Genomic DNA, 21,735 nt, shown 5'->3' on the forward strand with positions numbered 1-21,735 from the left:
CGTCATCGGGTCACTTGATGCCGAGCGAAGCGCTGTCGGTCGCGGTGTCGCCCTCGCCGTAGGTGTAGCTGCCCAGGCCCATCTTGGACATGACGACACCGACGACGATGGTCACGACGGCCAGGACGGCGGCGACGATGCCGAGCACGGGGCTGAGGACGACGACCGCCCAGGTGCCGACCGCGCCGGCGATGATCCCGAGGGTCATGACGGTCCACCACGCGGGGTTCTGCGCGTGCCCGAGGTCCTCGACGGCGTGCGGGCCGGTCGGGGGGTGCGACAGTCGCTGGTACGTGTGCTTGCTCATGGCGCCATCATCCCATGACCACGCCGGCGACGGACAGGGCGTCACACCTGCACAAACGGGCCGCCGGGGACTACCGTGAGTCACGTCACTACACCTGACGAAAGGACGGCCCCGATGGACGTGGCCACCCGGCTCCGGCCGGCCCCTGCAGCCACCGGCGACACGCTGGAGCGGTTCCCGCCGAACGACGGCATGGGGTGGGCCGACCACGAGTTCCCGCACCCTCCCGGGCGCCGTCGGGTGGTCGGTGACGCCTTCCGCAAGGGGATGGACCCGACGCAGCCGGTGCAGAACATGCTCCGTCTCGGCCGGGACCTCGGGCCGATGTTCGAGATGGTCGCGATCGGCCGCAAGTTCGTCTTCGCCCGAGGCGTCGACATCGTCGGTGAGCTGTGCGACGACAAGCGCTTCACCAAGGCGCTGGCCCCGGGGGTCGAGGACCTGAGGATGTTCGTCGAGGACGGGCTCTTCACCGCCGAGACCGACGAGCCCAACTGGCGCCTGGCACACGACCTGCTCATGCCCGCCTTCTCCAAGGCCGCGATGCGCGGGTACCACGACGTCATGGTCGGGGCGACCAACGAGCTGATCTCGGTGTGGGACAAGGCGGCAGGCGAAGGGAGGACCGTCGACGTCTCCCCGTGGCTAACCAAACTCACGCTCGAGACGATCGCGCGGGCGGCCTTCAGCCACACCTTCGGCAGCTTCGAAAGCGCGGAGGTCGATCCCTTCGTCACGACCTTCGTCTCCGACATGTCGCACGCGGCTGCGCGCTCCAACGTGGCGTCCCTCCCCTTCGTCGGACGACGGATGGTCCGGCGCAAGGACCGTGAGGCCCTGGCGCGGCACGGCTACATCGACGACCTGCTGCGGCAGATCGTCACCGACCGTGAGGCGGGCGGGGTACGGCACGACGACCTGCTCGGGCGGATGATGCACGAGCCCGTCGACGACTCCGGGGCGCTCCTCGAGGCGCAGAACGTGCGCCACCAGATCCTCACGATGCTCGTCGCCGGACACGAGACCACCTCCGGCGCGGTGTCCTTCGCCCTGTACCACCTGACCCGCGAGCCGGAGGTGCTCGCGCGGGTGCGGGCCGAGCTCGACGAGGTGCTCGGCAGCGACCCGGCAGCGGACCCGACCTTCGAGCAGGTGCCCAAGCTGCGGTACCTGCGCCGGGTCGTCGACGAGACGCTGCGGCTGTGGCCGACGGCGCCCGGCTTCGCCCGCTCGCCCCGGGAGACGACGACGATCGGCGCCGACGGCTCGGCCGGCGCCCCGGGTGGGCTGCGGATGACGCCGCAGGACAAGGTGCTCGTCTTCATCCCGCTGCTCCACCGCGACCCCGACGTGTGGCCGGACCCGGAGCGCTTCGACCCCGACCGCTTCCTGCCCGAGCACATCCGGGCCCGCCCGGCCCACGCCTACAAGCCCTTCGGCACCGGCGAGCGTGCCTGCATCGGGCGGCAGTTCGCCCTCCACGAGTCGGTGATCGTCCTGGCGAAGCTGCTGCACCGCTTCGACCTGACGCCCGAGCCGGGGTACGACCTGACGATCACCGAGCGGCTGACGCTCATGCCGGTCGGGTTCCGGGTGGGTCTGACGCGGCGGTGACCGAGCGAGGCTCCTAGAGTGGGAGGCCTCGAGCCAGGGAGACGTCGTGTCACACGCCATCGCGATCGCGCTGCGGTGCGCCTACTTCGTCGTCGCCGCGTGGGGCAGCATCGCCCTGACCCTGTGGTCCCTGGAGGCGCTCGACTTCCCGGTGGTGGCGGGCTTCGTCTTCCTCGCGGTCGTCAGCTGCGCCGCCGTGGCCTGGTCCGCCAGGGATGCGTGGCGTGCTGAGTCGGTCCCGACAGTGGCCCTCCACTGGCTGGCCGTCACGGCCGTCCTGTTGCCGGCCGTCGCGAGCATCCCGGTGCTGGGACCGTCCGTGGGGATCTTCGAGCACTCCCCCGGCTCCACATCCGGCCACAGCCTCGTGGTCTACCTGGTCTGGTCGAGCATCCTCATGCTCACCTTCTTCGCGATCCCGTGCGCGCTGGGGATCTTCGGCGGGGTCATCGCCCGGGTCATCGGCGCCAAGGATCCGGTCAGGTCCCCGGCGCACCCGCACTGATGATCGATGTAGCTGTCAAGCCGAGTGGACGACGACGCGCCGGTCATTCGTCCGCGCGCTTACCTCCACCGGGCGAGGGAGCCGCTGCTGCAGCCAGGCTCCTCCGCACGATCTTGCCGTTCGCCGTCCTCGGGAGGGCCTCGACCAAGCGCACCTCTCGGGGCCGCTTGTAGGGGGCCAGCCGTTCGGCAGCACGGTCGATCACGCTGCGCTGCAAGGCCTCCCGGTCCGCCTCGGGGTCACTGGGTACGACCCACGCGCACACCAGGCTCACCCCGTCACCGACGTCGAGCGTCGAGACCGCGACCTCGGCGACGCCGGGCGTGCCCGCGAGCGCGTCCTCGACCTCGACCGGGGAGACGCGGTAGCCCATCGCGTTCATGACGTCGTCGGCACGGCCGTGGTAGGTCAGGTACCCGTCCTCGTCGAGCTCGGCGAGGTCGCTCGTGACGAACCACTCGCCCCGCATCACGTCGGCGGTCTCGTCGGGCCGCTGCCAGTAGCCGAGCATGACGCCCGGGTCGTCGCGGTGGACGGCGAGGCGCCCGATCTCGTTGGGCGGCAACGGGGTCGGGTCGTCGAGCCGCTCCGGGTCGAGGACCGCGATGCGTCGACCCGGCTGAGCGCACCCGGGACTGCCGGCGCGGACCGGCACGTCCGGCCCCGTCGAGACGAAGGTCGAGATCTCGCTCATCCCGAGCGACTCGTACAAGGGCACGCCGGTCGCCTCGATCCACTCCTGCCACAGGGCCGAAGGGAGCGCCTCCCCCGCCACGAGCGCCGCCCGCAGGCTGGACAGGTCCCACGTGCCGGGGTCGCCGTGCCGCAGCAGGTGCCGGTAGACCCCTGGCACCGCCGCGAGGTGAGTTGCCTTGTGCGAGTGGACGATCCGCGGCCAGACCTGACCGTCGCGGGGCCCGTCGTGGACGATGGCGGTCGCAGCATTGGCCCACGGGTCGGTCAGGCCGACACCGAGCGTGTACGTCCAGTTGAGCGCCCCCGCGTGGAGCATGACGTCGCCCTCGTCGAGGCCGTACCAGCCGCGGTACATCGGCCGACGGCCCCAGGCGCTGCGGTGTGCGTGGACGACGCCCTTCGGCCTGCCGGTCGTGCCGGAGGTGTACGTGATGAAGGCGGGCCGGTCCGGGTCGCCGAGGTCGTGCTCGGCCCGCTCGTCCCCGGCGACCCACCCGGCGATCGTCTCGGAGGTGATGACCGGCATGTCGGGCGGGACCTCGAGCTCCAGGTCCGGGTCGAGCGCGACCGCGGCTGCACCGCAGTCCTCGAGCAGCCGCCCGGCCTCGGCGGCCGTGAGCTGTGCGCTCGTCGGCACGGCGACGAGTCCGGCCGCGATCGCCCCGAAGAAGACGAAGGGGAAGTCCGCCCGGTTGCCCATGCGCAGCAGGACCCGGTCGCCCGGGCGCAGCCCCAGACCGAGCAGGCCCGCGGCCACCGCGCGCACGGTGTCGTCGACCTGGGCAAAGGTCCAGCGCGAGTCCTCACCGTCACCGTGGACGACGACGAGCGCGTCCCGCTCGGGTGCTCGCTGCGCCGGGTCGGCGACGCAGTAGGCGGACATGCCGAAGGGGGCCGGCACGGCCTCGCCGGGCCGCGGGCGCACCGGCCACCGACCGGCCATCGCGTCGTCGTCCCCCACCGTGTCGTCAGCCGCCGCGTCCTCCGCCGAGGTGTCGCCGGCGGTCACGCGGTGTGGGCGTCGGCGACCGCCAGCGCCTCGTCGAGGATCGCCAGGCCCTCGCGGACCTCGTCGGGACTCGTCGTCAGGGGCGGCACGACGTGCACGCGGTTGCCGGCGACCATCGGCCACAGGCCGGACTTCTTGCACGCGGTGGCGACCTCCACCATCGGCGCGGCCTGAGCCCCGGCCGCGTTGAAGGGCACGAGCGGCTCCCGGGTCTCCCTGTCGCGGACGAGCTCGACCGCCCACATGGCGCCGATCCCGCGGACGTCTCCGACGCTGGGGTGCCGCTCGGCGATCTCGCGCAGGCCGGGCCCGATGACGTCCTCACCGAGCGCCCGGGCACGGCCGATGATGTCGTCCCGCTCGAAGATGCGCATCGACGCCACCGCCGACGCGCAGGCGAGCGGATGCCCTTGGTACGTCAGTCCGCCCGGGTAGGGGCGCTGGCCGAAGGTCTCCCGGATCGCCGCGCTGACGATGACGCCGCCGAGCGGTACGTAGCCGGAGTTGACCCCCTTCGCGAAGGTGATGAGGTCGGGGGTGACGCCCCAGCGGTCCACCGCGAACCACTCACCCGCGCGCCCGAAGCCGGCCATGACCTCGTCGGCGATCATGACGATGCCGTGCTCGTCGCAGATCTCGCGGACACCGGCGAGGTAACCGTCCGGCGGGACGAGCACGCCGTTGGTACCGACGATCGTCTCGAGGACGATCGCGGCGACGTGCTGCGGACCCTCGACGGCGATGACCTCGCGCAGGTGCGCCAGCGCCCGATCGCACTCCTGCGCCTCGCTCTCGGAGTGGAAGGGCGAGCGGTAGGGGTAGGGGCCGAAGTGGTGGACGACCCCGGAGACGGTCGGTTCGCTCCCCCAGCGTCGTGGCTCGCCCGTCAGGGCCATGGCCGCGGCGGTGCCGCCGTGGTAGCTGCGGTAGGCCGCGAGCACCTTGTGCCGACCGGTGTGCAGGCGCGCCATGCGGATCGCGTGCTCGTTGGCATCGGCTCCGCCGTTGGTGAAGAAGACGGAGTCGAGGTCGCCGGGTGCCTTGTCGGCGATCATCGCCGCGGCCTGCGAACGCGTCTCGACGGCGAAACCGGGGGCCATCGTCGCCATCCGCCCGGCCGCCTCGGCGATCGCCTCGACGAGCTCGGGGTGCTGGTGGCCGAGGTTGACGTTGACCAGCTGGCTGGCGAAGTCGAGGTACTCGCGACCGGAGTCGTCGGTGAAGCGGCTGCCCCGCGCGGAGACGACCACCGGCGGATCGATGAGGTCCTGGGCGCTCCATGAGTGGAAGACGTGCGCGCGGTCGAGGCGCTTGGTCTCCTCCGGGTCGAGGCGGGGCAGCAGCTCCATCACATCTCCTCGTGGACGTCGGGGTCGGCGCCGAAGAGCCGACCGTCGGGGCGACCGAGGGCGGTGATCGCGTCCACCTCGGTCTCGGACAGGTCGAAGCCGAGCACCTCGAGGTTGCCGCGCTGCCGCTCCGGGTCGGCCGACTTGGGCAGCGGCAGGGACCCCAGGTGCAGGTGCCAGCGCAGGACGATCTGTGCCGGCGTGACGTCATGTGCTCGGGCGGCAGCGATGACCGGCTCGGCGTCGAAGGCCGCGCCACGCCCGATCGGGCTCCACGCCTGGGTGACGATGCCCCGCTCGGCGTCTGCCGCGCGCTGCTCCACCTGGGGGAAGGCCGGGTGCATCTCGATCTGGTTGCTCGCCGGTGTCACGCCGGTCGCGGTGATGATCTCGTCGAGGTACCGGGGCGTGAAGTTGCTGACGCCGATGGAGCGGACCAGGCCGGCCTCCTTCGCCTCGACCAGCCCCTCCCAGGCGCGCACGTACGACTCCTGCGACGGGTTGGGCCAGTGGATGAGCACGCTGTCGAGGTACTCCAGGCCCATGACCTGCAGCGAGGTCGTGATCGAGTGCTTGGCGCTGCGATGGTCGCGACCGGGCACCTTGGTCTGGACGAAGACGTCGCCGCGGTCGACACCGCTGGCCCGGATCGCCTCCGCCACCTCCCGCTCGTTGCGGTAGTTGACCGCCGAGTCGATGAGGCGATAGCCGACCTCCAGCGCAGAGGCGATGGCGCGCACGCCGTCGTCCCCGCGCAGGGGGTAGGTGCCGAAGCCGAGGACCGGGACGGAGACGCCGTCCCCGAGGATGCGGGTGGGGAGCTCAGTCATGGCCCCACGCTAACGAAGAGGGCAACCCCCGCCACCGGTCGTTCCGCTGGGGCGCCCGCGGCCGACGTGGGTGGAGGTGCGAGGCCGTCCGCGGCCGAGCCTCGACACCCCTCGACACCCTCACTCACCGATGACGGCGAGCAGCTCCCCCTTCGCCTGCGTGTACTCGGCCTCGAGCCGGTCGACGAGCTCGGCCACGGGGACGACGGAGTCGATGCCGGCGACGGACTGGCCGGCGCTCCACACCTCTTTCCACGCCTTGGGCGCGGGGCCGCTCTGCGTGGTCTCCTCGGCGTGCGGGTTGGTCACGTGCCCGAGATCCACCTTGTCCGGCACCGGCAGGTGGTCGGGGTCGAGGCCGGCGGCGACGATGCTCTCGCGCAGGAAGTTCGCCGGGATCGTGCTGATCGAGGGCGTGTAGACGATCTGCTCGGCGCCGGAGCCGACGATCATCTCGCGGTAGGCCTCGGAGACGAGCGACTCCTCCGTCGCGAGGAACCGGGTTCCCATGTACGCCAGGTCGGCGCCCGCGGCCTGTGCCGCGAGGACGTCGCGGCCGGTCGAGAGGGCGCCGCCGAGGATGAGCGGCCCGTCCCACACGGCGCGCACCTCCGAGATCAGGGCGAAGGGGTTGAGCCCACCGGCGTGCCCACCGGCCCCGGCGGAGACGAGGATCAGCCCGTCGACGCCGGCATCGGCGGCCTTGCGGGCGAACTTGGCGTTGGTGACGTCGTGGAAGACGAGCCCGCCGTAGGAGTGGACCGCGTCGACGACCTCCTTGGCCGCGCCGAGGCTCGTGATGACGAGCGGCACCTCGTGCGCGACGATCTGCGCGAGGTCGGCCTCGATCCGCTGGTTGGAGCTGTGGACGATGAAGTTCACGCCGTAGGGCGCGGGCTCACGACCCTCGGGGCCGGGCTCGGCGAGCGCGGTCTCGATCTGCGTCAGCCAGCCGTCGAAGTCCTCCGTGGTGCGCAGGTTGAGCGCGGGGAAGGTCCCGATGACGCCGGCCCGGCAGGCGCCGACGACGAGGTCGACACCCGACCCGAGGAACATCGGCGCGGAGATGATCGGCAGGCGCAGGCGGCCCTGGAGCTGCTGAGGCATGGTCATGGCCCCATCGTGGCAGGTGAGCGCTGCGCCCCCTTCGCCCGTCCCGGCGTGGTCGTCGTCACCCCGCACGCTTGGCGGCGAGGGCCATCGCGCGGCCCATGAGCGACCAGTAGTGCGAAGGGGTGAGCCGCGCCAGCTTGTCGAGCGCCTTGGCGTCCTTGCCGATGAGCAGCCGGGGGGCGCGGGCGATCGCGGCGTCGACGATCTCCCCGGCGGCCCGGTCGGCCGGGTAGCTGAGCATCTTGGCGAAGGCGCGCTTGTTGCGCTCGGCCTCCTCAGGGTCGACGCCCTCAGCGACGCGCGCGTTGACCGCGATGTTGGTCCGGATGCCGCCCGGGTGCACGACGGTCACGCCGACGGGTGCTGCCTCGGCCTCGAGCTCGCTGCGCAGCGACTCGGAGAACCCGCGCAGGCCGAACTTGCTCGTGCAGTAGGCGCTCTGCCCGGGCGGACCGACGAGCCCGAAGAGGCTGGAGGTGTTGACCACCTGGCCCTGCCCGTTGGCGAGCATGAGCGGCAGCAGCGCCCGGGTGAACCGGATCGGCGCGAGCAGGTTGATCTCGAGCAGCCAGTCGAAGTCGTCCGCCGAGACCTGCACGAAGCGCCCGCCCACCGCCACGCCGGCGTTGTTGAAGAGCATCGTCACGTCTGCGTGATCGGCGGCGATCGCGGCGATCACCTCGTCGGTGGCGGTGCGGTCCGCGAGATCCACGACGAAGGGGGTCACCCCCGCCCCCGGCGTCTCGCGCCCGATGTCCGCGACGACCCGGTCCAGGCCCGCGGCGTCCCGGTCGAGCAGGACGAGGTCAGCGCCACGCCGGGCCAGGCCCTTGGCGATGTGCTCACCCATGCCACCGGCCGCGCCGGTGACGACGGCGGTGCCGCCGGCGACGACCAGCTCGGGACGCCTCATCGTGCGACCTCGAGCGTCTCGTCGACGAGGTCGCCCGGCGATCCGTCGACATTGCTCGACGTCCCGGGCAGGGGCAGGGAGGCCGGAGCCTGTGCGCCCTGCGGGAGGGTCGCCCCCTGCGTCCCCTCCGGGATGAAGTGCATGTCGGTCGTGACGTCGGCGCGGCCGAAGGCGATCTTGTCCTTGACGTAGCTCTGCGGCATCGTCCACGGCGCCCGGTCGCCGACCTTGGGGAAGGCCGAGATGACCCGCTGCACGTATCCGGCGGTCAGGTCCATGATCGGGCCGGCCTGCATGCCGTCGGGGGCGACGGGGACCGCGACGCCCAGGCCGCGGTCGCGCATGTGCCGCACGAGGCGGGCGACGTAGCGGCTCACGAGGTCGGCGCGCAGGGTCCACGACGCGTTGACGTAGCCGACGGTCATCGACACGTTGGGCACGCCGGCGAGCATGAGCCCGCGGTAGGCGAAGGCGCGCTCCATCGCCACCGGCTCACCGTCGACGGTGAACTCGATGCCGCCGAGGAGCTTGAGCGTCAGACCGGTCGCGGTGACGACGATGTCGGCCTCGACGACGCGACCGTCGGTGAGGCGCACGCCTTCGGGGACGAAGCGGTCGATGTGACCGGTGACGACGTCGACCCGACCGCGACGGATCGACGCGTAGAGGTCACCGTCGGGCACCGCGCACAGACGCTGGTCCCACACGTCGTACGGCGGGGTGAAGTGCTCGTCGACGACGTCCTTGGGCAGCTGCTGGCGCAGCACGCCGAGCACGAGCTTGTTGGCCGCGGCCGGCCGGCGACGGGAGAGCCCGTAGAGGAAGTACTGCATGCCGAGGTTCTTCACCCGGGCCGCGGACTGGACGGCCTGCGGGGAGAGACGCTTGCGCAGGACCTGGACGAAGGGGTCGACCCCGGGCAGCGCGAAGACGTAGCTCGGCGTGCGCTGCAGCATCGTCACGTGCTGGGCCGTCTCGGCCATCGCGGGCACGACCGTCACGGCGGTCGCGCCGGAGCCGATGACGACGACGCGCTTGCCGGCGAAGTCGAGGTCCTCCGGCCAGAACTGCGGGTGCACGATCGTCCCGCGGAAGTCCTCGCGCCCCTCGAAGCCGGCGTCGTGCGCCTGCTCGTAGTTGTAGTAGCCGCTGCCGAGGTGGACGAAGCGGGCGCGCACCACGCGACGCCCGGTCGGGGTGTCGACCTCGACGCTCCACTCCTGCTCATCGGTCGACCAGCTCGCGGCGACGGCCCGGTGCCCGGTGTGGATCAGCTCGTCCAGACCGCTCTCGCGGGCGGTCTCGCGGATGTAGTCGAGGATGTCGCCACCCTCGGCGATCGCCTTGCGCCCCTGCCACGGACGGAAGGGGAAGGAGAGGGTGAACATGTCGGAGTCGGACCGCACGCCCGGGTAGCGGAAGAGGTCCCACGTGCCGCCGGTCGTCTCGCGGGCCTCGAGGATCGCCAGCTCGATCCCCGGGTTGGCCTCCCGGATGCGGTGCGCCGCACCGATGCCGGACAGTCCTGCGCCCACGACGAGCACGTCGACGCTCTCGGGCAGCTCACGGCGAGCGAGGCCTGGCTGCGCGTGGCCCTCGGGTGCGGTAGTCATCAGCGACCTTCCATCGAACTCATGTTCCTCGCGAGTAACCTACGCCACCATCGGCGCGGGAGGACAGACCCCCGTCACTGGATGACCGTCGTGCGTTTCGGTGTCACCAGGCCACTCGCTCAATCGGTCTCCGACCTGGGGTGTCGTGACGGTGAGCCGCTCGTCCTGACCCGCAAGAGCGAGTACGACGAGCACTTCCTCGCGCTCGGAGTGGCCGCCGATCTGGTCGCTGCATCGCTCTCTGGCTCATGCCCCAGACGCTACGCGGGTGGAGTGCGCAGGAGACAGGCCCCCGGCTCGGCGAAGGGGGTCAGCTCCGCCTCCTCGTCGCCCTCACCCCGGTCGAGGATCCCGTCGACGAGCCCGAGGTGGACCTGGCAGATGACGTCCGGGTTGGCGACGGCCAGGTCGAGCAGGGGGCAGGTCGTGAGGCGCACGACGTCGCCGTCGCGTCGCGGCCCGAAACCGAGGTCCGCCAGCGCCGCGTCGAGACGCTCGTGGGGACCCCCCTTCGTCGTCGGGGCACGCAGGCCCTCACCCCAGGTGCGCCCGATCCGGCGCGCCCGCCCACGCACCTCCGGACCGTCGCCGCTGGCGAGGAGGTCCGCGGCGAAGGCGCCTGCGAGAGAGCGGTACTCGTCGGTGCGCGCCCCCGGGCGCGGGCCGGCCGCGTACAGGACGGCAGGGCGCCCACGACCCTCCGCAGGAGCCGTCGACGATTCCACGAGACCGCGCTCGAGCAGCGTCGCCAGGTGCCCGCGCACGGTGTTGTCGTGCGATCCCACCGCGGTCGCGATCTCCCCGATGCGCAGCGGCCGTCCCGACTCCCGCAGGGCCTCGAGCACCCGCTCGGCCGCGCCGAGGTCACCCGGGTCCGCCGAGGGCGCGGGTCGTGGGCCGAGGGGATGATTTTTCACGGGATCCAATGTAGTAAATTGTCGGGTGCGAGGACAACGAGCCCGCACCACCGTCGAAGGGACCCATCATGACGCAGACCAACCTCCCGCTGGCCGAGGAGATCCCCTCGCTCGACGTCCGTCCGGTCCCGCGCTCTATCCGGCACGCGACGGTCATCGGCGCCCTCTCGGCGATCCGCCCGGGGCGCTCGCTCGACCTCGTCGCCCCGCACGACCCGCAGCCGCTGCTGCGCCAGGTCGAGGGACTGGAGCCGGGAGTCTGGTCCGTCGAGTACCTCGTGCCGGGCCCCGACGCCTGGACCCTGCGCCTGACCCGCGCCGAGTCCTGACCGACCGTGTGCTCCTACTGCGGGTGCCAGTCGATCGACGTCATCGGACGCTTCACCGCTGAGCACGAGGAGATCATCAACGCCACCGGCATGCTGCGCCGCGCGGCGCAGGCCGGGTGCACCGATGAGGTCGCCGAGCTCGTCGACGAGGTCGCCGGACTGCTCACCCCGCACACCGACGCCGAGGAGGTCGGCCTGTTCACCGTGCTGCGGCGCGACGAGGACTTCACCGAGTACGTCGACGCGCTGTGCGGCGAGCACGTCACCCTCGACGAGCTGCTGGAGCGCATCCGCGCCGGAGAGAGCGACCTGGCCGATCGCTTCTACAAGGAGCTGCGTTCGCACATCGAGCGTGAGGAGGACGGCCTCTTCCCCGCCTCGCTCACGACCCTGCGCGGCGACGACTGGACCGAGGTCGACGAGCTGACCGCCGCGGCCTCCCCTACCTCACCCCTCGCGTCCCCGTGACCGCACGACCGGCCGGGCCACCCCGCGGGCAGTCCGGCGTGTGGGCGATGCGCGACCGCCCGGGTGTGCTGTGGCTCGTCGCCGCCGCCCTGACCGCGCTCGTGCACCCCTTCGTCCCGGACTCGACGTGGCTGATGGTGCACATGGTCGCCCTCGGCGCCATCACGCACTCGATCATGGTGTGGAGCTCGCACTTCGCGACGACGCTGCTCAAGCACCGACCCGACATCGACGTCCGGGCGACGCACAACCGGCGTCTCGTCCTCCTGCACCTGGGGATCATCGCCGTCCTCGTCGGTGTGCCGACGGCGTGGTGGTGGCTGACCCTCGTCGGCGCGACCGCCGTCGGCGCCGCGGTCGTCTGGCACGCGTGGCAGCTGGCGCGCCGGCTGCGCGGCGCGTTGCCCGGGCGATTCCGCGTCGTCGTCCACCACTACCTGGCGTCGGCCGCCTTCCTGCCCGTGGGCGCGACGCTCGGCGTGCTCCTCGCCCGTGGCCAGACGGACGAGGTGCACGCCCGGCTGCTCCTCGCGCACTCGCTGGTCAACCTGCTCGGCTGGGTGGGCATCACCGTCACCGGCACGCTCATCACGCTGTGGCCGACGATCCTGCGCGCCCGCATGGACGACGCGTCCGAGCGCCGCGCCCGCCAGGCGCTGCCGGGCCTCGTCCTCGGTCTCGCGCTCGCGTGCACCGGCGCCGTGGCCGGGTGGCGCTGGCTGCTCCTCGCCGGCGTGACCGGCTACCTCGCCGCGCTGCTGTGGTCCGCCCGCTCGCTCGTCTCGCCGACCCGGCAGAAGCCGCCCCGCCACTTCGCCGCGTGGTCCGTCCTGGCCAGCACCGTCTGGTTCCTCGTCGGCATCGGCATGGTCGGCTGGCGGGTGGCAACCGCGGACGACTTCGCGGCCATGGGCACCGGCTACGGGCGGGTCGCCGCGGTGCTCGTCGTCGGCTTCGGCCTGCAGGTGCTCACCGGCGCGCTCAGCCACCTCGTGCCGTCCGTCATCGGCGGCGGCCCGCGGGTCGTGCGGGTCGGCATCGAGGGCTTCGACCGCCTCGGCATGACCCGCATCGTCATCATCAACGTGCCGCTGGCGCTCTCGCTCCTGCCCGTCCCCTCCGGCACCCGCGTCGTGCTGACCACCCTCGTGCTCATCGGGCTGGTCGCCTTCATCCCGATCATGCTCACGACGATCACGCGGCTCGTCGCGGCCCGCCGGGAGGCAGCGACGGCCACCCCCGAGGAGCGTCGCGCAGGCCTGGAGCAGGGTCGGGCCGAGGCCGCGCGGGTCCTCGATCCCCCCTTCCCCCGCACCCAGGCCATGGCGGGCGTGACGCTCGTGGCCCTCGCCCTGGCCACCGGCCCCGCCCTGCAGCCCGCCCTCGACGGCGGCACCGTCAGCGCCGCCCCTGCGGCAGCCGTCGCGCCCACCGGCGAGACGACCGAGGTGGCCGTCACCGCCCGGGCCGACATGACCTTCAGCCCCTCCCACATCGAGGTGCCCGCCGGCGACCGGCTCGTCATCACGCTCACCAACGAGGACGGCAGCACCGTCCACGACCTCTACCTCGATGACGAGACACGCACCCCCCGCCTGACGAAGGGGGAGTCCGCCACCCTCGACGTCGGCATCGTCGGCGCCGACCGCGAGGGCTGGTGCACCGTGACCGGGCACCGGCGGATGGGCATGACGTTGACGATCGATGTGACGGGCGCACCTCAGGACACCGGCCTTCGAGGCTCCTCCGTCGCACCTCAGGCCACATCCGGCCACGACGCAGCGTCACACGACGACGGCCATGACGCCCCCTTCGCCCTCAACCCCGGCGCGACCTGGCCGGAGGGCTTCGAGGCCGACGACGCCTCTCTCCCACCGCTGCCCGACGAGCGCACGCACCGGGTGACTCTGCGCGTGCAGGAGGTCGAGGTCGAGGTGGCGCCCGACGTGACCCGCACCCGCTGGACCTTCGGCGGCACCGCGCCGGGGCCGACCCTGCACGGGCGCGTCGGCGACCGGTTCGTCATCACGCTGGTCAACGACGGCAGCATCGGGCACTCGATCGACTTCCACGCCGGCTCGCTCGCACCCGACGAGCCGATGCGCACGATCGCGCCCGGGCAGCGGCTGACCTACTCCTTCACCGCCGAGCGCGCGGGCATCTGGATGTACCACTGCTCGACGATGCCGATGGCGACGCACATCGCCCAGGGCATGTTCGGCGCGGTCGTCATCGAGCCCCCGGACCTGCCCGAGGTCGACCGCTCCTACGTGGTGACCGCATCCGAGCTCCACGCCGGCGAGGAGCCCGACGGCGACGCGGCCGCGACCGCCTTCAACGGCCGCGCCTTCCAGTACGAGGCCGACCCGCTCACCGCCCGCGTCGACGAGCGGGTGCGCTTCTGGGTCCTCGACGCCGGACCGGACCGGCCGGTCTCCTTCCACGTCGTCGGTGGGCAGTTCGACACGGTGTGGAGCGAGGGCGCCTACCGCACCGGAGGACCGGACGCGGTGGGTGGCGCGGCGGCCGGCTCCCAGGCGCTGGGCCTGATGCCCGCCCAGGGCGGCTTCGTCGAGCTGACCTTCCCCGAGGCCGGTCACTACCCCTTCGTCAACCACGTGATGAGCGACGGGGAGAAGGGGGCGCGCGGCATCGTCCGGGTGCGCTGAGACGCACGTCCGCCCGGACGCGTCCATGACGCGTCCGGGCGGTGTCGTGCAGGTCAGAGCGGCTCGATCTCGCCGACCTTCCCGTAGCGGACCTCGTCGTCTCCCCCGAGGCCGGACATCCCCAGGGTGCCACCGCCACCGATGGGCGCTCCCGAGCCGCCAGCACCACCGCTGGTCGGCGTCGGGGGCTCCGGGTCGCGCTCCTCGCGCCGGCAGTCGGTGCGGACCGGCTCCCTGATGTGGTCGACGTCCCAGGTCTCGCGCTGGTAGTAGTCGTGCCCGAAGGTCTCGTAGGTCTGGATCGACCACATCGCGATGTACCCCGCCCCGGGGCCGCGGACGTCGGAGATCTTGCGCACGCCTCGGTAGGCGCCGGTGTGCGGGTCGATCCAGGTGTTGGCGGACGGGGGCTGGGTGGCCGGCGGGCAGTCGCCGTCGGAGCCGGCGGCCTGGGCCGGCGCTGCCCCGAGCGCGATGCCGGCGACGGCGAGCGAACCGGTGGCCAGGAGGGTGGCGACGCGGGTCGTGATCCGTGAGGTGTGACGAGCAGTCATGGTCTTCTCCCCTGTGAGGGACCGGGGCCCTGCGCCTCGGTCTCGGCGGCCTGTCGACCGCCGAGACCGATCCTGCTCGAGCGCGCTGCCGGGGTGGACCGCTGCGCTACTCATCCCCACGGCTGGAAGATGAGCACTCCGACCGGTGGTCGGGTCAGACGGCGATCGCCTCGTCCTGCCGGGCGATCGTCTCGGCGACGACGTCGACGACCAGCTCGGGGTGGTCGATCTGCGGGCAGTGACCGCTGTCGGGCAGGCTCACGTGGGTCGCCTCGGGCAGCCGGGTCCGGGCCACCTCGGCCTCCGACGGCAGCAGCAGCCGGTCGGTGTCGCCCCACGCGATCGTCGTCGGGACCTGCACACGCCGGGTGAACTTCAGGAAGGTCGCCCGGACGAAGTGGCGCCAGAAGGCCCTGGAGCGACGCAGGTTGAGTGTGTCGCCGATGGCGTCCTCGAGCGAGACCTTCTCGGGGTGGGTGTAGAGGGAGCGGAAGGCCAGCTTGCGGAACCACAGGTGGGCGTTGAGCGTGCGGTGCAGCGCCTCCGGCAGGTGGCTGCCGGCCTTCATGAAGAGCAGGTTGGCCGCGATGTTGGGCAGGTGGTGCGGGGGGAAGAACCCGGCCGGCGAGAGCACGGTCGCGGTCCGGACGGAGCCGCGGTGGGCGAGCTCGAGCGCCATGTAGCCGCCGAGCGAGTTGCCCACGACGTGCGGTCGGTCGAGACCGCGGTGGGCGAAGAACCGCTCGAGCTGCTCGGCCTGGCTGCGCATCGAGTACCCGTCGGGCCGGGTCGGGACGGGCGACTCGCCGTGCCCGGGCAGGTCGATGACGTAGACGTCGTGACCTCGCGCGTTGAGCAGTTGCGGCACCTCACCCCACGCCTGGCGTCGGTGGCCGATGCCGTGGATGAGGACGACCGGCTCGCCGGGCCCCTCGTGGCGGGTGTACTCGATGCAACTCTGCATCAGGGGAGGTTACTGAGGGGTCACCTCGGGCGCCAGACCCATGACGAAGGGTGGGACGCACGTCACGTGCGCCCCACCCTTCGTCGGGCGCATCAGTGCTCGTTGGGGTCCGCGTCCTGGTCGGCCTTGGTCGCGTGGACGGTGCCGTGGACGTGCTCCGGCGGGCCGTAGAGCGAGTACACCTTGAGCGGCTCGTCGCCGATGTTGGTGATGTTGTGCCACTGCCCGGCGGGGACCATGACGATGTCGTCGTCGCCGACCTCGCGGTCGAAGGACAGGTCGTCCTGAGCCGGTCCCATCTGGGCGCGGCCGCGGCCGGCCTCGACCCGCAGGAACTGGTCGTGGTCCTCGTGGACCTCGAGGCCGATGTCGTCACCGGGCGCGATGGCCATGACGGTCAGCTGCATGAACTTCCCGGTCCACAGGGTGGAGCGGTAGTTCGTGTTCTGCTCCGTCGCGTCCTCGATGTTGACGACGTAGGGGGCCGGACCGTGGTCGGTGAGGTCGATCTGCTCGCTCATGCTGTTCTCCTGTCTCGAGAGCACGTCCCCTGAGGAGCTTGCGCAGCAAGCGTCTCGAAGGGAGCGTGCCGTGGCTCATCCAGACGGTATCGACTGCTCAGGCCGAGGCACCCACCGAGTCCGGGACGTCGATCTGGTCGCCGGCCTCGAGCGGTCCGTCGGCCGCCTTGGTCGCGGCGATCGCCGACTCCTCGTCGGGAGCGCTCGTGCGGATGAGGTGGTCGAAGGCGCTCAGCGAGGCCGTCGAACCGGCGCCCAGGGCGGTGACGATCTGCTTGTAGGGCTCGACCGTGCAGTCACCGGCGGCGAAGACGCCCGACAGGCTGGTGCGGCCGACACCGTCGATGACGATCTCGCCGCGCTCGGACAGCTCGACCGCGTCACCGAGCCACTCGGTGTTGGGCAGCAGGCCGATCTGGACGAAGACGCCCTCGAGGGCCAGCTCCTCGGAGTCGCCACCGTCGCGGGGCTCGACGACCAGGCCCGTGACCTTGCCGCCGTCACCGACGACCTCGGTCGTCTTGGTGCCGAGGCGGATGTCGACATTGGGCAGCGAGCGCAGCTTGCGCTGGAGCACCTCGTCGGCGCGCATCTCGTCCATGAACTCGATGAGCGTCACGTGACCGACGATGCCGGCGAGGTCGATCGCGGCCTCGACGCCCGAGTTGCCGCCACCGATGACGGCGATGCGCTTGCCCTTGAAGAGCGGACCGTCGCAGTGCGGGCAGAAGGTGACGCCCTTGTTGCGGTACTCCTCCTCGCCGGGGACGCCCATCGTGCGCCAGCGGGCACCGGTCGCGAGGACGACCGTCTTGCCGGAGAGTGCGGCGCCGTTGCCCAGGTCGACGACGGTCAGGCCGTCCTCCCCTTCGCTCAGGCCTGCGGCGGCCTGGCTGCGGATGAGGTCGACGTCGTACTCGTTGACGTGGCGCTCAAGGTCGGCGGCGAGCTTGGGGCCCTCGGTGTGCGGCACGGAGATGAGGTTCTCGATCGACATGGTGTCGAGGACCTGGCCACCGAAGCGCTCGGCGACCAGACCGGTGCGGATCCCCTTGCGGGCGGCGTAGATCGCCGCGGAGGCGCCGGCGGGGCCGCCACCGACGACGAGGACGTCGTAGGGCTCCCGGGCGGACAGCTCCTCGGCGGCGCGGGCCGCGGCGTCACCACCGGACAGCTCGTCGACCTTGCCGACGATCTCGGCGAGCTCCATGCGGCCGGAGCCGAAGGCCTCGCCGTTGTGGAAGACGGTGGGCACCGCGAGGACGCCGCGCTGCTCGGCCTCGGTCGGGAAGACCGCGCCGTCGATGGCGGTGTGCGTGATCGCGGGGTTGAGGACGCTCATGAGGTTGAGCGCCTGCACGACGTCGGGGCAGTTCTGGCAGCTGAGGGAGAAGAAGGTCTCGAAGTGGTGCTCGCCCGTCAGGCCCTTGACCTGGTCGATGAGGTCCTGGGAGGCCTTGCTCGGGTGACCGCCGACCTGCAGCAGCGCGAGGACGAGGGAGGTGAACTCGTGGCCCATGGGGATGCCGGCGAAGCGCACGGAGACCTGGGGGTCGGAGACCCGGGTGATCGCGAAGGAGGGGACGCGCTCGTCGCGCTCTCCCCCTTCGGCCACGCGGCGGGTGATCTGAGCGCTCATGCCCTCGATCTCGACGAGCAGGTCGTCGAGCTCGGCGGACTTGGCCCCGTCGTCGAGGGAGGCGACGAGCTCGATCGGCTCGCGGAGGTTCTCGAGGTAGGCCTTGAGCTGGGTGGCGAGGTTCGGGTCGAGGGCCATGGGTGGAACGACTCCTGTCGGGCGAAGGGGGGTGGGCTCAGGTGGTGGGGGGCGGCGCGGTCCGCCCCCCACCTGAGATGCAAGAGAGGATCAGCTCTTGCGGCTGGATCTGCTGCAGGAGAGCCGGATCAGATCTTGCCGACGAGGTCCAGGCTCGGGGCGAGGGTCTCGGCGCCCTCTTCCCACTTGGCCGGGCAGACCTCGCCCGGGTTGTTGCGCACGTACTGGGCGGCCTTGACCTTGCGGACGAGCTCCTTGGCGTTGCGGCCGATGCCCTCGGCGGTGATCTCGAGGAACTGGATGACGCCGTCCGGGTCGACGAGGAAGGTGCCACGGTTGGCCAGGCCCTCGTCCTCACGCAGGATGTCGAAGTTGCGCGAGATGGTCGCGGTCGGGTCGCCGAGCATCGGGTAGGTGACCTTGCCGACCGCGTCGGAGGTCTCGTGCCACGCCTTGTGCGTGAAGTGGGTGTCGGTCGAGACCGAGAAGACCTCGACGCCCAGGCCCTTGAGCTCCGCGTCGTACTCGGCGGCGAGGTCCTCGAGCTCCGTCGGGCAGACGAAGGTGAAGTCGGCCGGGTAGAAGAAGAAGATCGCCCACTTGCCGGCGATGTCCGCCTCGGAGAAGTCCTTGAACTCACCGTTGATGTAACCGGTGGCCTGGAAGGGCTTGATCTGGGTGTTGATGAGGGACATGCGTAGGTCTCCTGTGCATCTGAAGGGTTGCAGGTGATTCCACCGATCGGTGCCACTTGAGCGTTCCGTCGAATGGAATGATTCCAGATTAGCGAAGGGGGTCCCGGAGTGCAAACCGGCGGCGTGAAGTTGCCGTGAACGGTGAGTGCGAGCGGTGTGAACTCGTCGCGAGGGCGTCAGGAGTTCCCGGCACGTGCTCCCGGGTTTCGTCAGGTCGGGTCCGGAATCGGTCAGCTGGCATGGCGCGGGTCACACGAGCGGTCCACCTTCGATGCACGAGCCGGACACCCCGGCCGTGACAAGGAGAAGGCAATGACCCTGCGTAGCACCCTGACCCTCACCGGAGCGCTCATCGGCGCCGGTGTCGTCCTCGCCCCCGCCACGTCCGCCGCCCCCGTCCCCGACTCCGGGATCAACCAGGCCGACCCGATGACGTCGTACGTCATGGAGCGCGACGGCAAGACCCAGAGCCAGGCCAAGGCCTTCCTGGCGGCGAAGGAGAAGAAGCAGTCCTCCCTTCGCTCGCTCGAGGCGAAGGGCGTCGACGCGGACGGCGCATGGTTCGACGGCACCCAGCTCGTCGTCGGGGTCGACTCCGCCGCGGACGCGGCGAAGGTCCGCGCCGCCGGCCTGCGCCCGAGCACGACCGTCAGCCAGAGCGCCCTCGACAAGGTCGCCGACAAGGTCCTGCAGCGCGCCGGCACCCGGTCCGGGCACGTCGTCACGGTCGGCCCCAACCTGCAGAAGGGGGTCGTCGAGGTCCGCCTGGCCAAGGACGCCCCGAAGGGCCTGCGCAACAAGATCTCCCGCATGGACAAGGTCACCGTCACCACCGCCGACGAGCTGACCACCCAGGCCGACGTCGTCCCGGGCCGGATCATGGACCTGTCCCCCGGCACCAACTGCAGCCTCGGCTACCCGGGCCGGACCTCCAGCGGCAACAACGTGCTGCTCACCGCCGGCCACTGCGTCGAGGGCCTGCCGGACATCCTCGATGCCAACGGCACCCACATCGGGCGCGGCACGCACACCCGCTTCCACGAGGGCTACAGCAGCGTCGACATGGGCCTGATGGACATCGACTCCGAGGACGTCGGCCAGCCCTACGTCGACAGCCGCGGCCACTCCGGGTACTACGCCGTCCAGGGCGCGAGCAAGAACGCGGTCGGCTCCGAGATCTGCAAGGCCGGCAACACGACGGGCTGGACCTGCGGCACGATCAAGGCCTACAACCGCACCGTCAACTACGGCGGCACCATCGTCTCCGGCCTCGCCGAGGCGAGCGTGTGCACCGAGGGCGGCGACTCCGGTGGCGCCTACATCGGCGTCGGCAACCTCGCCCAGGGCATGACCTCCGGCGGTCCCGTCGGTGTCGAGTGCGGGTACAACCGCGGCTACGCGGCCGGCTCGTACAGCTTCTACCAGCCGGTCGTCGACGCGGCGAACTACTACGGCGTCACGATCGACACGGCGAACTGACCCTCCTCACCCACGCTCGACCCTTCGCATCCCCCTATGGCAATGCAGAGTCTCGACGTCGAGAGACCGCAGTGCCGTAGGGGGGTGCAGTGTCGGGCCCCTCAGCCGGTCATGACGTCCGCGAGGGTCAACGGCGAGCGCGAGCGAAGGGAGAGCTCGGCCACCTGGGCGAGGTAGAGCTCCGCGCACCCGAGGGCGTCGGCGAGCGGGTCGTGGGCGCGGTAGCGGGGCAGGCCGAAGCGCTGGCGCGCGGCCGTGAGCCGCAGCTCACCGCCCGCGGGCTCGGGTCCGGTACCGAGCGGTCCCTCGAGCACTCGGCGCTGCAGCCGCATCGTGTCCACGGACGGCGGGACGAAGGGGGCGCCGAAGACCCGCGCGCACTCGGCCGAGACGAACCCGGCCTCGAGACCCGCGTGGTGGGCGAGCAGCACCCGACCGGCCAGGGCATCCAGCAGCCGGGCGAGAGCCTTGCCCGGAGTCACCCCTGACGCCACCGCATCATCGGTCAGTCCGTGGAGGGTCGCGGACTCACCGACGTCCGATCCCGGCCTGACGACGAGGCGTCCGGCTCCCCCGAGGACCACGCCCAGCCCGTCGACGGGCACCCACGCGATCGCGACGATCCGGTCCCGGCCCGGGTCCAGGCCGGTCGTCTCGAGATCGACGGCGAGCAGCGGCAGCTCGGCCACCGGGGTCCCGGGCGCGGGCGCCGGGACCGTCAGGTGGTCCCGCAGCGGGCCGGCCGGCGCGCGCCGGGCCGCGGCCTCCCGGCGTCGGGCCTCTCGCCCACCGCGCGCACCTCCACGCCAGATCATGTCCGGCGCTGCCCGGGATGCCACTGGGCCAGCGCACGCTGGGCCCGGCGCACGACGTGGAAGGCCTCCCGCAGGGCGCGCCGCTCGAAGGTCGTCAGGTCGTCGGGCGAGAGCCACGAGGTGACGGGCAGGCCGGCCTCCTGCTGCCGGGACTGGTGTGCCAGGCGCACGTGGGAGATGAACTCGAGAGCGTCGACGAGACCCTCCGCCGTCTCGGGCGCGAGTCCACCCGGTCCGGCGACGGCACGCAGTCGGGCCCGGGTGTTGACGACCGTCAGGCCGGCGGCGAGCGCATGGACCCGGGCGAGGTCGACGATCGCCCCGACGCCGCCGCGCTTGAGGTCGAGCAGGTCCTTGTGCTCGCCGCTGCGAGCGAGGACGAAGCCACGGAAGAAACCGAGCGGCGGATCGTTGTCGACGGCCTGCGCGGCCAGGTGCCCGAGGAGGTTGCGCGCCCCGGGCAGCCGTCCGGCGACCTCGTCGACGAGGGCGGCGTGCAGCTCGTGATCGCCCGCCAGCGGCCGGGAGTCGAAGAAGATGCTCGCGCCGAGCACGGCATCGGGGACCGGCTCGTCGAGCCACTGGGCGAACTCGGCGC

The 21,735-nt window shown here is 71.7% G+C and carries 21 protein-coding genes and 1 pseudogene; 6 read left to right on the forward strand and 16 right to left on the reverse strand.

Translation table 11 applies throughout. The features are described from left to right. Window positions 1-10: 10 nt before the first annotated feature. Entirely contained in the window at window positions 11-307 is a 297-nt protein-coding gene (locus JAN01S_RS00655; RefSeq protein ID WP_068312080.1) for a hypothetical protein, read from the reverse strand. A 114-nt stretch (window positions 308-421) separates the two neighbouring features. Here JAN01S_RS00655 and JAN01S_RS00660 point away from each other — a divergent pair, with 114 nt between their 5' ends. Further along, window positions 422-1,921 (forward strand): cytochrome P450, encoded by a 1,500-nt coding sequence (locus tag JAN01S_RS00660; protein ID WP_084359873.1) that lies wholly within the window; start codon window positions 422-424, stop codon window positions 1,919-1,921. Window positions 1,922-1,967: 46 nt separating this feature from the next. Continuing rightward, the gene (locus JAN01S_RS00665) at window positions 1,968-2,426 is read left to right on the forward strand and encodes a hypothetical protein (protein WP_068312082.1); all 459 of its coding nucleotides are present in this window, start codon (window positions 1,968-1,970) and stop codon (window positions 2,424-2,426) included. A 43-nt stretch (window positions 2,427-2,469) separates the two neighbouring features. On the opposite strand, the gene JAN01S_RS17740 is transcribed toward JAN01S_RS00665, so the two are convergent. The 8 genes and pseudogenes from JAN01S_RS17740 to JAN01S_RS00700 form a co-directional block, all read right to left on the reverse strand. Next, a complete protein-coding gene (locus JAN01S_RS17740) occupies window positions 2,470-2,937 on the reverse strand; it encodes a class I adenylate-forming enzyme family protein (RefSeq protein ID WP_370670771.1) in 468 nt (155 codons plus the stop codon). Beyond that, window positions 2,935-4,065: pseudogene (locus JAN01S_RS00670) on the reverse strand (class I adenylate-forming enzyme family protein); the annotation flags it as partial. The gene JAN01S_RS17740 and the pseudogene JAN01S_RS00670, both read right to left, overlap by 3 nt. Window positions 4,066-4,127: 62 nt before the next feature. Continuing rightward, window positions 4,128-5,480, reverse strand: a complete 1,353-nt coding sequence (locus JAN01S_RS00675; protein ID WP_068312085.1) for an aspartate aminotransferase family protein — start codon at window positions 5,478-5,480, stop codon at window positions 4,128-4,130. Next, window positions 5,480-6,310 carry an aldo/keto reductase gene (locus JAN01S_RS00680; protein WP_068312088.1) on the reverse strand — a complete coding sequence of 277 codons (831 nt, stop codon included), beginning with the start codon at window positions 6,308-6,310 and terminating at the stop codon, window positions 5,480-5,482. Before JAN01S_RS00680 ends, JAN01S_RS00675 begins: the two co-directional genes overlap by 1 nt. Before the next feature lie 120 nt (window positions 6,311-6,430). Next, entirely contained in the window at window positions 6,431-7,423 is a 993-nt protein-coding gene (locus JAN01S_RS00685) for an NAD(P)H-dependent flavin oxidoreductase (RefSeq protein ID WP_068312091.1), read from the reverse strand. Between the two features lie 58 nt (window positions 7,424-7,481). Then, complete coding sequence (locus tag JAN01S_RS00690) at window positions 7,482-8,336, reverse strand: SDR family NAD(P)-dependent oxidoreductase (RefSeq protein ID WP_068312094.1); 855 nt, start codon at window positions 8,334-8,336, stop codon at window positions 7,482-7,484. Continuing rightward, window positions 8,333-9,949, reverse strand: coding sequence for a flavin-containing monooxygenase (locus tag JAN01S_RS00695; RefSeq protein ID WP_068312097.1), 1,617 nt, complete (start codon window positions 9,947-9,949; stop codon window positions 8,333-8,335). Before JAN01S_RS00695 ends, JAN01S_RS00690 begins: the two co-directional genes overlap by 4 nt. Window positions 9,950-10,209: 260 nt before the next feature. Then, window positions 10,210-10,866: a helix-turn-helix transcriptional regulator gene (locus JAN01S_RS00700; RefSeq protein WP_169797141.1), complete on the reverse strand. Its 657-nt coding sequence runs from the start codon at window positions 10,864-10,866 to the stop codon at window positions 10,210-10,212. A 68-nt stretch (window positions 10,867-10,934) separates the two neighbouring features. Between JAN01S_RS00700 and JAN01S_RS00705 the strand changes: the two genes are divergently transcribed. Genes JAN01S_RS00705 through JAN01S_RS00715 form a run of 3 tightly spaced genes read left to right on the forward strand, consistent with a single transcriptional unit; the run spans window position 10,935 to window position 14,332 of the window. Next, complete coding sequence (locus JAN01S_RS00705; protein WP_068312104.1) at window positions 10,935-11,195, forward strand: DUF2249 domain-containing protein; 261 nt, start codon at window positions 10,935-10,937, stop codon at window positions 11,193-11,195. 6 nt (window positions 11,196-11,201) lie between these two features. Further along, window positions 11,202-11,663, forward strand: a complete 462-nt coding sequence (locus JAN01S_RS00710) for a hemerythrin domain-containing protein (RefSeq protein ID WP_068312107.1) — start codon at window positions 11,202-11,204, stop codon at window positions 11,661-11,663. Further along, window positions 11,660-14,332: a multicopper oxidase domain-containing protein gene (locus JAN01S_RS00715; RefSeq protein WP_244884693.1), complete on the forward strand. Its 2,673-nt coding sequence runs from the start codon at window positions 11,660-11,662 to the stop codon at window positions 14,330-14,332. The genes JAN01S_RS00710 and JAN01S_RS00715 overlap by 4 nt, the downstream gene beginning before the upstream one ends. A 53-nt stretch (window positions 14,333-14,385) precedes the next feature. Here the strand turns inward: JAN01S_RS00715 and JAN01S_RS00720 are convergent, their stop codons facing one another. The 5 genes from JAN01S_RS00720 to ahpC all read right to left on the reverse strand — a co-directional run bounded on the left by JAN01S_RS00720 (window position 14,386) and on the right by ahpC (window position 18,843). Continuing rightward, complete coding sequence (locus JAN01S_RS00720; RefSeq protein ID WP_068312110.1) at window positions 14,386-14,886, reverse strand: hypothetical protein; 501 nt, start codon at window positions 14,884-14,886, stop codon at window positions 14,386-14,388. 154 nt (window positions 14,887-15,040) lie between these two features. Then, on the reverse strand, window positions 15,041-15,850 hold the full coding sequence (locus tag JAN01S_RS00725; RefSeq protein ID WP_068312113.1) for an alpha/beta fold hydrolase: 810 nt from the start codon (window positions 15,848-15,850) through the stop codon (window positions 15,041-15,043). A gap of 92 nt (window positions 15,851-15,942) precedes the next feature. Further along, window positions 15,943-16,371 (reverse strand): cupin domain-containing protein, encoded by a 429-nt coding sequence (locus tag JAN01S_RS00730; protein ID WP_068312115.1) that lies wholly within the window; start codon window positions 16,369-16,371, stop codon window positions 15,943-15,945. Between the two features lie 97 nt (window positions 16,372-16,468). After that, a complete protein-coding gene (gene ahpF, locus JAN01S_RS00735; RefSeq protein WP_068312118.1) occupies window positions 16,469-18,148 on the reverse strand; it encodes an alkyl hydroperoxide reductase subunit F in 1,680 nt (559 codons plus the stop codon). Window positions 18,149-18,276: 128 nt separating this feature from the next. Further along, complete coding sequence (gene ahpC, locus JAN01S_RS00740; RefSeq protein WP_068312120.1) at window positions 18,277-18,843, reverse strand: alkyl hydroperoxide reductase subunit C; 567 nt, start codon at window positions 18,841-18,843, stop codon at window positions 18,277-18,279. A gap of 312 nt (window positions 18,844-19,155) precedes the next feature. Here ahpC and JAN01S_RS00745 point away from each other — a divergent pair, with 312 nt between their 5' ends. After that, window positions 19,156-20,322: a S1 family peptidase gene (locus JAN01S_RS00745; RefSeq protein WP_068312123.1), complete on the forward strand. Its 1,167-nt coding sequence runs from the start codon at window positions 19,156-19,158 to the stop codon at window positions 20,320-20,322. Between the two features lie 101 nt (window positions 20,323-20,423). Here the strand turns inward: JAN01S_RS00745 and JAN01S_RS00750 are convergent, their stop codons facing one another. Beyond that, a complete protein-coding gene (locus tag JAN01S_RS00750) occupies window positions 20,424-21,137 on the reverse strand; it encodes a 3'-5' exonuclease (protein ID WP_068312127.1) in 714 nt (237 codons plus the stop codon). Next, on the reverse strand, window positions 21,134-21,735 hold a 602-nt coding region (locus JAN01S_RS00755), incomplete at its 5' end, for a putative nucleotidyltransferase substrate binding domain-containing protein (RefSeq protein ID WP_280513163.1). The genes JAN01S_RS00755 and JAN01S_RS00750, both read right to left, overlap by 4 nt.

Source organism: Janibacter anophelis NBRC 107843, from assembly GCF_001570945.1.
GTDB classification, from domain to species: domain Bacteria; phylum Actinomycetota; class Actinomycetes; order Actinomycetales; family Dermatophilaceae; genus Janibacter; species Janibacter anophelis.

Bases quoted from the DNA above. Each gene is read 5' to 3' on its own strand.
- JAN01S_RS00705 (WP_068312104.1), top strand. From the start codon at position 10,935: ATGACGCAGACCAACCTCCCGCTGGCCGAGGAGATCCCCTCGCTCGAC.
- JAN01S_RS00745 (WP_068312123.1), top strand. From the start codon at position 19,156: ATGACCCTGCGTAGCACCCTGACCCTCACCGGAGCGCTCATCGGCGCC.
- JAN01S_RS00675 (WP_068312085.1), bottom strand. From the start codon at position 5,480: ATGGAGCTGCTGCCCCGCCTCGACCCGGAGGAGACCAAGCGCCTCGAC.
- JAN01S_RS00655 (WP_068312080.1), bottom strand. From the start codon at position 307: ATGAGCAAGCACACGTACCAGCGACTGTCGCACCCCCCGACCGGCCCG.
- ahpC (WP_068312120.1), bottom strand. From the start codon at position 18,843: ATGTCCCTCATCAACACCCAGATCAAGCCCTTCCAGGCCACCGGTTAC.
- JAN01S_RS00690 (WP_068312094.1), bottom strand. From the start codon at position 8,336: ATGAGGCGTCCCGAGCTGGTCGTCGCCGGCGGCACCGCCGTCGTCACC.
- JAN01S_RS00660 (WP_084359873.1), top strand. From the start codon at position 422: ATGGACGTGGCCACCCGGCTCCGGCCGGCCCCTGCAGCCACCGGCGAC.
- ahpF (WP_068312118.1), bottom strand. From the start codon at position 18,148: ATGGCCCTCGACCCGAACCTCGCCACCCAGCTCAAGGCCTACCTCGAG.
- JAN01S_RS00685 (WP_068312091.1), bottom strand. From the start codon at position 7,423: ATGACCATGCCTCAGCAGCTCCAGGGCCGCCTGCGCCTGCCGATCATC.
- JAN01S_RS00725 (WP_068312113.1), bottom strand. From the start codon at position 15,850: ATGCAGAGTTGCATCGAGTACACCCGCCACGAGGGGCCCGGCGAGCCG.
- JAN01S_RS00730 (WP_068312115.1), bottom strand. From the start codon at position 16,371: ATGAGCGAGCAGATCGACCTCACCGACCACGGTCCGGCCCCCTACGTC.
- JAN01S_RS00680 (WP_068312088.1), bottom strand. From the start codon at position 6,310: ATGACTGAGCTCCCCACCCGCATCCTCGGGGACGGCGTCTCCGTCCCG.
- JAN01S_RS00750 (WP_068312127.1), bottom strand. From the start codon at position 21,137: ATGATCTGGCGTGGAGGTGCGCGCGGTGGGCGAGAGGCCCGACGCCGG.
- JAN01S_RS17740 (WP_370670771.1), bottom strand. From the start codon at position 2,937: ATGCTCGGCTACTGGCAGCGGCCCGACGAGACCGCCGACGTGATGCGG.
- JAN01S_RS00695 (WP_068312097.1), bottom strand. From the start codon at position 9,949: ATGACTACCGCACCCGAGGGCCACGCGCAGCCAGGCCTCGCTCGCCGT.
- JAN01S_RS00720 (WP_068312110.1), bottom strand. From the start codon at position 14,886: ATGACTGCTCGTCACACCTCACGGATCACGACCCGCGTCGCCACCCTC.